The 14,587-nt window shown below is 67.1% G+C and carries 9 protein-coding genes and 1 pseudogene; 2 read left to right on the top strand and 8 right to left on the bottom strand.

Features of this window, described 5'->3' with window-relative positions:
- Positions 1–380 precede the first annotated feature (380 nt).
- The 8 genes and pseudogenes from OXF11_00200 to OXF11_00165 all read right to left on the bottom strand — a co-directional run bounded on the left by OXF11_00200 (position 381) and on the right by OXF11_00165 (position 11,606).
- Positions 381–1,826 (bottom strand): UbiD family decarboxylase, encoded by a 1,446-nt coding sequence (locus OXF11_00200; protein MCY4485527.1) that lies wholly within the window; start codon positions 1,824–1,826, stop codon positions 381–383.
- 46 nt (positions 1,827–1,872) lie between these two features.
- Positions 1,873–2,619 (bottom strand): SDR family oxidoreductase, encoded by a 747-nt coding sequence (locus OXF11_00195; protein MCY4485526.1) that lies wholly within the window; start codon positions 2,617–2,619, stop codon positions 1,873–1,875.
- A gap of 181 nt (positions 2,620–2,800) precedes the next feature.
- Positions 2,801–4,456, bottom strand: coding sequence for an NAD(P)/FAD-dependent oxidoreductase (locus OXF11_00190; protein ID MCY4485525.1), 1,656 nt, complete (start codon positions 4,454–4,456; stop codon positions 2,801–2,803).
- Between the two features lie 24 nt (positions 4,457–4,480).
- Positions 4,481–6,064 carry an NAD(P)/FAD-dependent oxidoreductase gene (locus tag OXF11_00185; GenBank protein MCY4485524.1) on the bottom strand — a complete coding sequence of 528 codons (1,584 nt, stop codon included), beginning with the start codon at positions 6,062–6,064 and terminating at the stop codon, positions 4,481–4,483.
- A gap of 13 nt (positions 6,065–6,077) precedes the next feature.
- Positions 6,078–6,941: a xanthine dehydrogenase family protein subunit M gene (locus OXF11_00180; GenBank protein ID MCY4485523.1), complete on the bottom strand. Its 864-nt coding sequence runs from the start codon at positions 6,939–6,941 to the stop codon at positions 6,078–6,080.
- 4 nt (positions 6,942–6,945) lie between these two features.
- Positions 6,946–9,234: a xanthine dehydrogenase family protein molybdopterin-binding subunit gene (locus tag OXF11_00175; protein ID MCY4485522.1), complete on the bottom strand. Its 2,289-nt coding sequence runs from the start codon at positions 9,232–9,234 to the stop codon at positions 6,946–6,948.
- A 158-nt stretch (positions 9,235–9,392) separates the two neighbouring features.
- A pseudogene (locus OXF11_00170) lies at positions 9,393–9,839 on the bottom strand ((2Fe-2S)-binding protein).
- Between the two features lie 111 nt (positions 9,840–9,950).
- Positions 9,951–11,606 (bottom strand): UbiD family decarboxylase, encoded by a 1,656-nt coding sequence (locus OXF11_00165; protein ID MCY4485521.1) that lies wholly within the window; start codon positions 11,604–11,606, stop codon positions 9,951–9,953.
- A gap of 111 nt (positions 11,607–11,717) precedes the next feature.
- On the opposite strand from OXF11_00165, the gene cysS reads away from it, so the two are divergent.
- On the top strand, positions 11,718–13,133 hold the full coding sequence (gene cysS, locus OXF11_00160) for a cysteine--tRNA ligase (GenBank protein ID MCY4485520.1): 1,416 nt from the start codon (positions 11,718–11,720) through the stop codon (positions 13,131–13,133).
- Positions 13,134–13,200: 67 nt separating this feature from the next.
- Complete coding sequence (locus OXF11_00155) at positions 13,201–14,586, top strand: M23 family metallopeptidase (GenBank protein MCY4485519.1); 1,386 nt, start codon at positions 13,201–13,203, stop codon at positions 14,584–14,586.
- The last annotated feature ends 1 nt before the right edge of the window (position 14,587 follow it).

Below are 14,587 nucleotides of genomic sequence, written 5' to 3'. Positions count from 1 at the left end.
TGGGGGGGGGACAGGGTGGGGGGCGGGTGGGGGCGCGGGGGGGGGGGGGGCCCCACACCACCCCGGGGGGCCCCCCCCCCCCCCCCATCTGGTGGGGGGGGGAGGGGGGAGTCCAATGTTGCAACCAAATCCGAGGCGAGTGGGCCGACGCACAATCCCCGAATCGTCATTCCCCCGGGACAGGCTGTGTCAAAACACGACTTTCCAGCGACGAACGACCAATCCCTCATTCCCGCGAAACAGGCCGTGCAACAATGCCTTCTGAGAGGGGCAACAACCCCCGAATCGTCATTCCCGCGGAAGCGGGAATCCATGGGTGGAGAGGGGGGTGAAACGAGCCTTGGTTCGGATTGCTGGGCTTTGGTCCGAGTTGTCTTCTTTCAGGCCCAGTAGGTGGTGCGGTCTACGGGGATGGCGTCGAGGATGTCGCGCGGGAGGTAGTCCTCTACGCGGATGCGTGCGAGGGCTTCGTCGGGGCACTTGGAGACGGGGGAGAAGGGGCGGTCGAGAGGGCGAGTGGCGTCGACGATCATGGCGGAGGTGCGGATGCCTTCGTCCATGGAGGGGTCGATCAGGGGGCCGCGCATCATGTCGGTGATGAGGGAGACCTGGCGGTGCGGCTGGACGCGGGTGGCGAGGGCCCAGAGAATCTCCGTGGGGTTGTAGACGTCGATGTCGTCGTCGAAGATGAACACGTGCTTGCACTGGTCGAAGCTCAGCGCGGCGGCGGCGGCCCGGCCTGGGTCTCCCTCGGACATCTTCTTCATGGCGATGAACACGTTCATGAGCGCGTGGCGGCCGTTCTTGCACACCGCGGTGACGCCGGGCACGGCTTCGCGGCAGCGCCGCACGTAGGCGCCCTCGCGGGCGAGGTCCATCCAGGGCTTGTCGCCGTCGGGCGTGATCACCGACTGGTGGATGGCGTCGCGCCGGCGGGTGATGGCGCGTACCTCCAGGAAGGCGGCCTGCCGGTAGCCTTGGGGACCGACGTAGCCGTGCACCTCGCCGAAGGGACCCTCCACCACGCGCTTGCCCGGGATCAGCGCGCCTTCGATGACGATCTCGGCATCCGCCGGCACCATCAGGCGTTCGCCGAAGGTCTCGGACGGTGTCAGGCGCAACGGCTCCTGCAGGTAGCCGCCGATGATGTCGAGCTCGTCGGCGTCGAACGGGCCGCGGTAGCAGGCGCCGATATTGAACGCCGGGTGGTGGCCGGTCACCGCCGCCACCGGGCACTCTTGTCCGTTTTCCTCGTAGTCCCGGAAGATGCGCCACAGGTGTTGGAGGGAAAGGTAGAAGCCGGTGTGGTTGCGGTCTTTCACCTCCATGCGGTGGTAGGAGACGTTGTACACGCCCGAGCGGCGGTCGATCCCGAGGCTCGGCATGTCGATGTAGGGGCCGCCGTCCAGGGCATGGTGGCGCATCACCGGCAGCTCGAAGAGGTCTACTTGCGCGCCGCGTTGAACCACTTCCTTGACCGGCGCCTCGGACGGTTCCACCACCACCGGTGCAATGGGGTTGGCTTCCCGGCGCAGGCACTCCAGGGCCAGCTCCGCTCGCGTGGTTTCCGGCGGCACCCCCAGGGCGGTCTGGAACTTGCCCATGGAGACTTCGCAGTTCATTGCGAGGCGGATTTCGGAAGGTTGTTCATGGAGGTTCTGCGGACCCTCGAACAGCAGCACCGGGAATTGCTTGCGCTCGGCCAACTGGGCGATGAGGGCGGAGACGTCGTGACGCGCGGGGTTCACGGGTCGGGTGACGTGCACGAGTTCCCCGGGGCGCTGATGTCTCAGGTCGTCCAGGAAGGTGCGCAGGCTTTTGGGCATGGGTGTTCGCGGGAATGGCGCCGTGCAGCCGAGGTCGCCAGCGGTCTCAGTACAGGATGTCGCCGCCGTCCACCACCAGGGTCTGGCCGGTGACGAAGTCGCTGTCCGAGGCGGCGAGGTAGAGGACGGTGCCGGTGAGGTCGTCGGGGGTCTGGCGGCGCTGAACGGAGCGGGCGCTCACGCGGCTGGCGGACAGTTCCGGGGGCAGGCTCTGGCCTTCGTGTTCCACCAGGCCGGGGGCGATGGCGTTGACGCCGATGCCGTAGGCGCCCATCTCCCGCGCCATGGAACGGGTCATGCCGATGAGCGCGGACTTGGACGCGACGTAGTGCAGGAAGTTGGGCGTGCCGGCCATCACCGTGTTGGAGGAGATGTTGATGATGCGGCCGCCACCCTGGTCGCGCATGTGCGGGAACACGGCCTTGGCGCACAGGAACACGCCCTTGATGTTCACCGCCGTGACCCGGTCCCATTCCTCCGCCGAAATCTCGTGGAACGGCCGCCGCTGGATGCTGACGTAGATGGCGGCGTTGTTCACCAGCACGTCAATGCGTCCGAAGGCGTCCATGGCGGTCTTGGCCATGCGCTGGGTGTCGTCCTCCCGCGAGACGTCCACCTCGACGTGCACGGCCTCGCCGCCGGCATCGCGTATGGCCTGCGCGGCCGCCGAGCCGTCGAGCACGTCGGCCACCACCACGCGCGCGCCTTCCGCGGCCAGCGTCCGCGCATACACCGCGCCGATGTTGCGCGCCCCACCGGTTACGATGGCGACCTTGTTATCGAGTCGTCCCATGTCCTACCTGCATTCGTGAAGTTCTCAGCACGCCCCAAACCGTCATTCTCGCCAGACCCCCCGGATCGTCATTCCCGCGAAAGCGGGAATCCAGGGGCGGTGGTGGGGCACTACAGCGGCGTTCCCCGCTTCGCCATCCCTGGATTCCCGCTTTCGCGGGAATGACGGCGAAAGGGTGCGGCTAGCCCGCCGCGCTGGCTGCCGCCGCCGCGCGCTCGTTCATTTCCTGTAGCTGCCGGCGCAGGTCCAGCGGCTCCCACCAGAGATTCAGACCCAGGTCCCGGGCGATGGTCTGGGCGGCGTTGTATCCGGGCGCCCCGGTGATGTTGCCGCCGGGATGACAGGAGCTGCCGCACAGGTAGAGCCCGGAGACGGGGGTGCGGTAGTGGCCCCAGCCGGGGAAGGGGCGGTTTTCCAGCGCCTGGTCTCCGGTGTATTCGCCCACCATCCAGTCGCCCTCGTACATGTTGCGGTCGTGGCGTTCGATGTCGAGTGGCGTGGTGGAGTCGCGCGACAGGATGTTGTCATCGGTGAGGTTGGGCGCGTATTGGCGCCACACGGCGAGTTGCCGGTCGAACCACTCGCTCCGGACCTTGTCCCAGTTCAGTGGATTGCCCCACAGGTTGTACGGCGAGAGCTGCCACATGAACGCGGTGGCCTTGCCCGGCGGCGCCTGGCTGGGGTCGTGGTACGAGGGGGTGGCGCCGTTCATGAAGGGCTTGCGCGGCAACTGTCCGGAGCGGCAGTCGTCGAACAGGTTCCGCAGTTCTTCGTAGGTCTCCAGCCCGACGATGTGCATGAAGCTCTCGCCCACCTCGGGATGCTCGTCCTCGGTGATGTAGCGGGGCCGCTCGTTCAGAGCCAGGTTCGTGGCGAAGATCGGCGTGGTCTTGGAGAACTTGAAGGCCGCCGCCTTGGCGCTGAACTCCGTGTCGAGATTCTCCGCTCCCACGAGCTTGATGAAGGTCTCCACCGGGTTCACGTTGGAAGCGACGAAGCGCTTGACGTGTACCACCGTGCCGTCTTCCAGCACCACTCCGGTGGCGTGCCCGCCGTCCACCAGGATGCGCTCGACGCCCACGGCCTCGATGTAGTCCACGCCGTTGTGCGACAGCATGTGCGCCAGGTTGTCGCCGAGTGCGTGGGAGGTGCCGCGGCAGAGCTGCGGGTTGACCCCCCAGGCGATCATGGCCGGCACCAGGTACCCGGTGTTGGGCGCGTCCAGCTCGTAGCCGCGCATCACCGCCAGGAAGCCGATGAAGGCGCGCACGCGGGTGTTCTCGAAATGCTCCAGGATGAACTGCTCGGGCGTGGTGTCGAAGTAACGCAGGTACTCCCGCCCCTCCGGCAGTCCTTCCAGGAGCGTCCGTTTCTCGCCAATGGGGATGGGCGGGCAGTAGGTCTCCGGGAACACGATGTTCTTCACCACCGGCTGCCAGCGGCTCCAGATGTCCCGGAAGCTCGCCGCGTCCCTGGCGGAGTACTGCTCGATGGTGGCGATGGTGCGCTCCACGTCGGCGAACCAGCCCAGGTAGGTGCGGTCGAGGAAGTGCTGCACCACGCCCGGGTCGGGCTTGTAATAGTGGATGCCCATGTTCTCCATTTCCAGGTCCTGGAACCACGGCAGCATCATCAGCCCGCGGTGGAACACCGAGTGGATGTTGTGCCAGAACCCCGGATAGTTGCGGTCCTCGTGAGAATCCAGCCCGCCGCCCACCTCCATGTTCTTCTCGATGACGAGGATTTTCTGCCCGGACTTCCCCAGGTAGCCGGCGCAGATCATGCCATTGTGGCCCGCGCCGATCACCACCCCGTCGTAGTGCATTACCTTCGCCATGGTTCACCCGCCTTCGTGGTTGTTTCAGGCCCCGAGGCCCAGGTCCTCACGCAGCACGCTCCAGGCGGCACGCCCGGAACCGGCGATGACCGCGTCCGCCGGGTGCGTGGCCGCGCCCACCTGGTAGAGGCCCTCGATGGGGGTGCGGTACTGCGCCAGTTGCGGGATGGGACGGTTCCGGCCCATCTGGTCCGGGGTCTTCCGGGCCACCCATACCGAGCCCCGGCGCATGTTCTGCCAGCGTCCGGCCAGGTAGCAGGGGTCCATGGGGACCTTCATCACGATGTTGTCGTCGGTGAGGTTGGTGGCGACATCGCGCAGGGCCGACAGCACCCGCTCCATGAATCCGTGCTTGAGCCGGACCCAGTCCTCGGGCTGATGGCCCTTGAGCTGGTATGGGACCGGCATGAACACCGACGCCGTATGCTTCGCCGGGGGCGCCTGCAGCGCGTCGAACCACGTGGGGCAGGTGATGTGCAGACAGGGGTGCTCGGGGAACTCGCCGGCGCGGATCTCGCGCCACATGGCCTGGAGGTCCTCGACCGAACGCGGGCCGTAGTTGACGTTCATGGCCTGACCCACGAACGCGTCGGCGGCCTCGTGCACGGCGAAGCGCAAGGGCGCCTTGAGCGCCAGGTGCACCTGGAAGTAGGAGAACTCGTCGGGCTCGATGGCGCGCACGGCCTGTGCCAAGCCGCCGTCCAGGTGCTCCTCGCCCACCATGTCGATCAAGGTGCCGTAGGGGTCCACGTTGGACACCACCGCGCGCCGCGCCTTCCATTCGCGTCCGTCGCGCAGCCGCACGCCCACCGCGCGTCCGCCCTCCACCAGGATCTTGTCCACGTGGTGCAGCGCACGAATCTGGCCGCCGTGCATCACGTAGGCGCGTTGCAGCACCTGGGCGATGGAATGGGAGCCGCCGCGGGCAAGCTGCGGCCGCTCGTCACCGGCGATGAGGGCCAGCACCTCGCGCCCGCCGCCCTCGTAGTCCAGCGCCCAGCCGCGCGGAATGGCCATCTGCGACAGCACCAGGGTGCGCACGGCCTCGCTCTCGAAAAGATGTTGCACGGCCTCCGCGGCGCTCATGCCCGCGATCCGCAGGAAGTCGGAGCCCGCGGGGTCGGCCGCGATGCGCTCATCCAGCGCGCCCGGATCCCCAGGCGGGGCATAGTACGACGGGATGACGATGTCCCGGACGATGCCGCGAAACCGCTGGTGCGCGTCCTTCCAGGCGGCCCGGTCCGCCGCGGAGTGATGCGCCAGCGACGCCAGGGTGCCGTCCAGGTCCTGGTGGTGTGAGACCGAAGCGCCGCCGGGCAGCAGCAGCGTGCTGATGACCGGCGGGGTCACGAACTCGGCGTGGTGCCCGTTCTCCCAGTCGAGCTCAGCCCACACCGGCGAGACCTCCCGGTTGTCCTGGAAGTAGGCCAGGCTGTTGTGCCAGTAGCCGGGCAGGGTGATCTCTTCGGAGAAGAGCCGCCCGCCGTTCTCCAAGCGGCTCTCGCAGATGACGGTCTCCAGGCCCGCCATGCCCAGGTAGGTGCCCAGCGCGAAGTTGTTCTGCCCCGCCCCGATGAGGATGACGTCCCAGTTTTCATCTACGGCCATGATCTCCCCGTGGTCAGCCCAGCTTGGCCGCCGCCTGCTCCAGGGCCCGGCGCACGAACACGGCTGTCAAGTCGCGCTTGTAGTCGGAGGAGCCGCGCACGTCCTCGATGGGGTCGGACGCATCCGCGGCAGCCGCGCCGGCCTCCTCGATCCGCGCCGGTGTGAGGTCCCGGCCGCGCAGCACGTCCTCGGCGGCGTGGGCGCGGAAGATGGTGGGCCCCACGGAGTTGAGGGCGATGCGTACGTCGTCGCAACGGTTGCCGGCGCCGGTCAGGGTCACGGCCACGCCCACGGTGGCGAAGTCCTCTTCGCTGCGCGGGGTGAATTTGATGTGGGACCATGCCGGTCCGGCGGGCGGCGGCACGTGGATCGAGGTGAGGATCTCGTCGGGCTCCAGCGCGGTCTCGTAGTAGTCCACGAAGAAGTCCTCCACCGACACGGTGCGCTCGCCGCGGCTGCCGCGCAGCGTCACCTCGGCGTCCAGGGCGATGAAGCTCGCGCCGGGATCGGTCATGGGATCGCCGTGGCTCAGGTTCCCGCCCACGGTGGCCATGAGGCGGATGCGCGGCTGCGCCACCTTGTAGAAAGTCTCCCGGAGCAGAGGATAGTGCTCGCGCACCTCCGGACACAGTTCGAGGTCCCGATGCTTCACGCCGGCGCCGATGCGCAGGCCGTCGGCCGCGTCGTAGGTGATGCCGGCGAGTCCCGGCACGTTCTCCAGATCGATGACGTAGCCGGGGCTCAGAAGCCCCATGCGCAGCCACATCACCAAGGCGGTGCCGCCGGCCAGCAGCTTGGCGTCGCCCTCGTGTTCCTGAAGCAGTGCGCAGGCCTCGTCGAGGCTCGTGGGCGCGAGGTATTCAAACTTGGCACGCATGTGTTCAGCTCCCGTTCTTCTTCTTTTCCTGCAAGGCGCGCAGCACCTTCTCCGCGGTGATGGGGAGGGTCCGGATGCGCACGCCGACGGCGTCGTAGATGGCGTTGCTGATGATGGCCGCCACCGGGTCCATGCCCAACTCGCCCAATCCCTTGGCGCCGAAGGGGCCGGTGGGCTCGTAGGAGTCGGCGAACTCGTGCACCAGGTCGGGCATGTCGCGCATGGACGCCAGCCGGTAATCGCTGAAGTTGGGGTTGATGGGCCGGCCTTCCTCCATGCGGATGCCCTCGATGAGCGCGTAGCCCAGCCCCTGGGCGATGGAGCCTTCCACCTGTCCCTCGGCGCCGATGGGATAGATCACCGTGCCGCAATCCGACGCCACCGCGTACTGGATCACCTTGACGTGGCCCGTGTCCGGGTCCACCTCCACCTCCGCCGCCTGGCAGCCGAAGTTGTAGGCCCCCGATTCGTTGCCGAAGCGCAGGGCGTCCTGGCTCACCGAGTCCGCGTCGAAGCTGCCCGACGCCACCACCGGCGCGCCGCCGCGGCGGAACTGCCGGCCGCGCACCACGTCGGCCACGCTGATGGAGCGCTGTTCCGCGCCCTGGACGAAGATGTAGCCGTCCCGCGACACCAGGTCGGAGGGGTCGCACTCGAGCATTTCGGCGGCGGTCTCGTGCAGGATCTCCTTGACCGCGGTGGCGGCGTTCTTCACCGCGTTGCCGGCCACGTAGGTGAGGCGGCTGGCGTAGTTGCCGAGGCAGAAGGTGGTGAGGTCGGTGTCGGCCTCGGAGATGGCCACGTCGGAGAAGGGGACGCCCAGCTCCTCGGCGGCGATCTGGCACATGGCCGTCCAGTGCCCCTGGCCGGTCTCGCCCTCGCCGCTGAGGATGAAGGCCTTGCCGTCCTCGTTCATCTTGATGGTGGCCGAGCTGCCGTCGTAGTCGCCGAAGTGGCGCTTGCCGCTCACGTGCACGGTGCAGCCCATGCCCAGGCCGCGGTTGGGCTTGCGCGCGGCGCGCTTCTCCTTCCACCCGATCATGCGCTCGGTACGGTCGATGCACTGCTGGAGCTCGCAGCTTATGACCCGGTTGCCGTGGGGCGAGACGTAGCCCTCCTCGGCGGCGTTGAGGCGCGCCATCTCGAACGGGTCCATGCCCAGCTCGTCGGCGGCGATGTCCATCATCTGCTCGACGGAGAACTCCGCCGACGGGTTGCCGAAGCCGCGGAAGGCGCCGGTGGGGATCTTGTTGGTGTAGACCAGGTAGGCTTCCGAGCGCACGTCCGAGTACTTGTAGCAGGTGTCGTGGCGCAGCGCGGCCACGCCGGTGATGGCCGGGGCCTTGCCGCTGTAGGCGCCGTTGTCGGCGATGATGCGCATGTGCTTGGCGCGGATGCGGCCGTCCTTCTTGAAGCCCATGCGCACCCACACCTTCATGTTGACCCGCGGCCGGCTGCCGGCGAGGAACTCCTCCTCCCGGGTGTTGATGATCTTCACCGGGCGGCGCGCCTTGCGCGCCAGGATCGCCGCCACCATGGCGTTGTTGTCGTCGCAGGACTTGCCGCCGAAGCCGCCGCCCACCGCGGTCTGGAGGACGCGCACATCGGCCTCGCGCACGCCCAACGCCGTGGCCAGGCGCATGCGCGCCATGAAGAGCGTCTGGGTGTTCATGTAGACCGTGTACTTGCCGTTGGCCGAGTAGTCGGCGACGCTGCCGATGGTCTCGATGGCCGAGTGCCACTGGGGCACGCTCTCGAAGGTGTCCTCGACGACCAGGTCCGAGTCCTTGAAGGCCGCGTCGATGTCGCCCCGCACCACGTCGATGGTGAGAGCGACGTTGTTCTCCTTCTCCTCGTGGATCAGGGGCGCGTCCGGCTGCATGGCCTCCTCGGCGTCGAACACCGCGGGCAACTCCTCCCAGTCGATGTCGATGAGCTCCAGCGCCTCCTCCGCGGTATCGCGGTCGATGGCCGCCACCGCCGCCACCTCCTCGCCGACGTAGCGGGCCTTGCCCACCGACAGCGGATACTGGTCCGGGAAAAAGACCCCCCAGCCCTTCTTGATGGTGTCCTCGGCGGTGACCACGGCCTTGACGCCGCGTAGCTTCTCCGCCCGGCTGGTGTCGATGCTGCGGATGCGCGCGTGGGGCAGGGGACTCCTCAGGATCCGCCCCGTCAGCATCCCCGGCAGGAACACGTCGGCGACGTACGCCGCGCTTCCCGTCACCTTGTCGTGGCCCTCGAAACGGTCCACGTTCTGCCCGAGTACCGCGAACTTCTCTGCCTTGCTCATGTTTCCCCCAAAGGACGGCGGCGTTGTGCGAAGAACGGCGTGGCGGGCCGCTACTCGGACGTGTCGCTCTTGTAGGTGTCCGACTGGTAGAGGCTCTGGATCCTGGCCTGGCGCACGGCTTCGTCGCGGCGGCCTTCATCCACTTTCCCTTCCACCACGGCCATGACCGACTCCAGGATCTTGTAATAGCCCGTGCAGCGGCAAAGGTTGGCCGACATCCATTCCTTCACCTCGTCGGTGGTGGGGTTCGGATTGTGGTCCAACAGCGCCTTGGCGGCCATGATCTGTCCCGGAGTGCAGATGCCGCACTGGAAACCGCCGAATTGCACGAAGGCGCGCTGGAGCGGGTGCAACTCGCCGTCCTGGGCCAGTCCCTCGATAGTCTCGATCTGCTTGCCCTCGCAGGCCGCCGCCAGCGTCAGGCACGCGCTCACCAGGCGCCCGTCCACGATGACGCTGCACGCGCCGCACACGCCGATGCTGCAGCCCTCCTTGGTACCGGTGAGGCCCACGTCCTCGCGCAGGGCATCCAGCAGCAGGCGGTTGGGCTCGATCTCGACGTCGTGCTCCTCGCCGTTCACGTTCAGTACCATGTCTCTCTTCATCGTGGACCTCGAATTCGCGGGAGTGCGCGCGAGCGCGTTGGAAGCGAGCGCGTTGGAAACCGTTCCGGCCCCGGGGATACCGCTCGGATACGGGTGGTGACGGCGCGTTACTTACACGGACCGCCCGGAGTGGGTCTTGCCCCATTCCAGCCGGATGGACTTGAGAGTCTGGCCCTCACCGACGCTGACGCGTGTGCCCTCGAGCTTTTTGCCGACCTTCTCGAAATCGCCCTCGGCCGCCATGCGTGCTTCCTCGTCCAGCTCGTCGGGCCAGAGGCCCATGAGGTAGCCGTGCCACGGCTCCTTGAGATCGAGCTCGGGCAGCTCCAGTTCCTTCCACAGCTCCACCGCCCGCTCCATGTAGGGCTTCTTGGGCAGCGACAGCGGCGGCAGGTCGGCCTTGCGGGTGGCGTCGATCAAGAGCGCCGAGTCGGTGCTGTCGTAGCGGCTCGACGGGTGGCTCACCACCATGCCGATGGGGGTGGCGCCGAAGGGGCGGTTGGGCACGATGGTCACGTCCTTGTGCGGCTGGCAGCGGTGCGTGATGGCCCAGGTCACGGCCACGGGGTCGTTGACGTTGATGTCCTCGTCCACTGCCACGATGAACTTCCCCACCCGGTCGCCGTACTGCAGCACGGCGTCCATGACGCGCCGGGGCTCGCCGTCGTCCTTCTTGTCCAGGCGCACGGCGACGTAGGGGCGCATGTTCACCAACTCCTCCATCATGTAGACTTCCTTCACCGACTCGAAGCCCTTGCCGGTGAGGTAGCGGTGCACCAGGGTGCTCATGCCCATGGCCTTGATCTTCGAGCTCTCGCTGGGCGTCACCTGGCTGATGATGGAGACCCAGATGGGGTTCTTGCGGTGCGTCACGCAGGTGAGCTCCATCACCGGACCGATGGTCCGGGGGTCGACGTAGCCCATGGACTCGCCGAACGGGCCTTCCTCTTCCAGGTAGTTGGTGGGGATGATGCCCTCGAACACCACCTCGGCGGTGGCCGGCACCTCCAGGTCGACGGTCTGGCACTTGACGAGCTGGACCGGAGTCCGGGCCAGGCCGCCGGCCAGGGCGAGCTCGTCCATGTCGGGAGGCACCTTCTGGGTGGCGGTGTACGAGGCCGCCGGCACCGTGCCCACGGCGATGGCTACTTCCAGCGGGATGCCCCGCTCGCGGCACTTCTCCCAGTGGGCCGACAGGTCCTGGGGCGTGCCCGAGTTGGCGCCGCAGCGGAGCGGCGACTTCACGAGCCCGCGGTAGTTGCCGACGTTGCGCGCGCCGGTCTCCGGGTCCTTGGTGATCCAGTGGCCCGCGGTGATGTAGGGGCCGTTGTCGAATCCGGGGGTCGAGATGGGGATGGGGAAGCGGGCGAAGCCGCCGCTGGCGGCGAGGTCGTCGCCCTTGTGGATCACTTCCGTGACCGGTCCGTCGGGCACCATTACCGGCGGGATCGGGTTCTCCATGGCCTCGATCCAGCGGTCCGGCACCTCTTCCGGCCGGCACTGGAGCCCCAGGCTGTAGATGGCGGTGGAGCCGGAGAGACCGCCCACCAGCACCGAGCCCTCGTAGCGGCGGCCTTTCGAATCCGTCACGTTCTCGAACAGGAACGCCTTGCGCTGCTCGTCGGGCAGTCCGCGGAATTGCAGGCGCACCAGCGGCTGCAATTCGGTGTCCTTGTTGACTTCCCGTGTGATGCGGATGAGCTTGCCGGCATCCTCCAGCACACCGATGAACTCACGCAAGTCCTCGTAGGGTCGTTGGTTGGTCATGGGGTGAGGATTTAAGCACTTTTGCCTACTTCCGCAACCCCGAAGCCCGGAACCGGCCCTCCAGGGCCGGCGCATTTTGCAAATTCCACGGCGTGGCGTAAGATGACCCGAATGGCTCTTTGCATCACCAACACCATGAGCGGGAAGAAAGAGCCGTTCCTACCGCTCACGCCGGGCACGGTGAACATGTACGTGTGCGGCGTCACCGTCTACGACCAGTGCCACATCGGCCATGCCCGTGCCCTCCTGACGTTCGACATCATCCACCGCTACCTGCGTTTCCTCGGTTTCGACTGCCGTTTCGTACGCAACTTCACCGACGTGGACGACAAGATCATCAACCGGGCGAATGAGGAGGGGATCGCGCCCGAGGCGCTGGCGCAGCGCTACATCGACGCGTTCCACCGGGACGCGGCCGCCCTCGGACTGGCGGAACCCGCGGTCGAGCCCCGCGCCACGGAGCACATCGACGGGATGGTCGCGCTCATTGCCGCGCTCATGGAACGCGGCCACGCCTACGCGGTCGCCGGCGACGTCTATTTCGCGGTGGAGAGCTTCCCGGAATACGGCCGGCTGTCGCGCCGGAGCCTCGACGAGATGACCGCGGGCGCGCGCGTGGAGGTGGACGACCGCAAGCGCCATCCCATGGACTTCGCCTTGTGGAAGGCCAGTAAGGAGGGCGAGCCCTTCTGGGACAGCCCATGGGGCAGGGGACGGCCGGGCTGGCACATCGAGTGCTCGGTCATGAGCACCCGGTACCTGGGCCAACCCTTCGACATTCACGGAGGCGGGCAGGATCTCGTCTTCCCGCACCACGAGAATGAAATCGCCCAGTCCGAATGCGCTACCGGCGAGCCCTTCGCGCGTTACTGGATTCACAACGGTTTCGTCCAGTTGGCCAAGGAGAAGATGTCCAAGTCCGTGGGCAACATCCTCAGCATCAAGGAGGTGCTGGAGCGCTTCGATCCCGTGGCGCTGCGTCTCTATATGCTGACGACCCACTACCGCAATCCCATCGAGTTTTCCGAGGAGGGGCTGGCGGAGGCCCAGCGCACGGTGGCGCGCCTGTACGAGACCGCGAGCCGGGCGGAGCGCCTCATCGGCCCGTCTCCGGACGGCGCCGCCGACTCTGGCCCCCTGGACGACTTCCGCCGCGAGATGGATGATGACTTCAACACTCCTCGGGCGCTGGCCGTGGTGTTCGAAGAGCTTCGGGCGGTGAACCGGCTGCTGGACGAAGGCCACACGCGGGCGTTGGACGGAAAGCGCAACGCGCTTCGGGCCATGACCGGTGCCCTCGGACTCTTGCAGTCACCGCCCGAGCGTTTTCTGGAAGAACGGCGCCTGAGCGGGCTCACCCGGCTGGCCCTGTCCGAGGACGAGATCCGGCGCATGATCGAAGAGCGCAACGCCGCGCGGCGGGCAAAGGACTGGGGGCAGGCCGACGGCATCCGCGATTCGTTGAAGGAACAGGGCATCCTGTTGAGAGACGGCCCCTCCGGCACCACTTGGGAACTGGCGGAATAGGCTTCGGCTTGTTCGAAGGAACCGGTTGACAATGGCTCAACGCATGGCCCGACGGCGAAGGGGTTGGATGTCCCTGCCGAGAAGAAATCTGGGCCTCCTGGGCGCCCTCGCCGTGCTGGTGGCGGTGGTCGTGGGGGGCATCCTGCTGTTCCGGCAACTGGAGTGGTACGCGCCGCGGATCGAGGTCCATCTCGAACGAGCCACCGTCGGCCGGCGTGCCTTCGCGGTCAAGGTGGGCGACCGCGGCACCGGCCTCTCCCACGTATCCATCAACCTGGTTTCCGCCGGAGCATCCCGCCCCATCCACTCCCAGACGTTTTCGGACACGGTACACTCAGTCGATATCCCCGTGCAGCTCGATCCAGGCAAATACCGGCTGACGGACGGTCCCGGGGTTCTGTCCGTGACCGCTGTCGACCGCTCCTATTGGCGTTTCTTCAGCGGCAACGAGACCACCCTGGACAAGGTGATCACGCTGGACTTCAGGCCTCCCACCGTGGAGATCACCGGCCACGACCGCTACGTCACCCATGGCGGCACCGGCTTCGTCACCTACAACGCATCGTCGGATACAGAGCGCACCGGGATCCGGGTCGGGCGGTATTTCTTTCCGGCCTACAAGGGGCAGTTTGCGGATGGCGCCAGGTATCTGGCGTTCTTCTCGCATCCCTACGACCTCCCGGTGAGCGAACGCGCGATGGTCGTGGCCGAGGATTATGCCGGCAACAAGTGGGAGTCGCCGTTGGCGTACAATGTCCAGCCGCTCCGGTACCGATCGGTCCGGGTGCCGGTGTCCGACGACTTCATCCGGCGGAAGATCGTGCCGCTGGTGGGCGAAGCGGGCGGCGCCGGTGGAGGTCCTCGGGAACAGTTCGTCAAGGTGAACCGCGACTTGCGGCGGGTCAACGAGGACACGATCCGGAAGGCCTGCCAGGACTCCGCCCCGAGAAAGCTCTGGGACGGACGTTTCGCGCAGCTCGCCAATTCCTCCGTCCAGGCCAACTTCGCCGACCGGCGCTCCTACTACTACCGCGACGAGAAGATTGACGAGGCGCGGCACCTGGGATACGACTTGGCGGTCACCCGGCGCTATCCGGTGGGAGCGTCCAACAGCGGTGCCGTCGTGTTCGCCGGGCCGCTGGGAATCTACGGCAACACGGTGATCATCGACCACGGTTTCGGGTTGTGCAGCCTCTACTCCCATCTGAGTTCCGTCGCCGCGACGACAGGGCAGATGGTGAAGAAGGGCACGAAGATCGGCCGCACCGGCGAGACCGGGCTCGCGGTCGGGGACCACCTGCACTACGGCGTCTACATCCACGGCGTCGCGGTACTGCCGCTGGAATGGTGGGACGCGAAGTGGATCCGGGACAATGTCGCGGGCAAGCTGAAACGCCCGGCCGCGCGGGAGGAATCGGCCGCGACAACCAACCGGACGCGCGGCGACGCCTGAG

Source organism: Deltaproteobacteria bacterium (assembly GCA_026712905.1).
GTDB lineage: Bacteria > Desulfobacterota > Binatia > UBA9968 > JAJDTQ01 > JAJDTQ01.
Note: the sequence above shows the minus strand (reverse complement) of the source record. Positions and strands in the feature narration are given on the sequence as shown.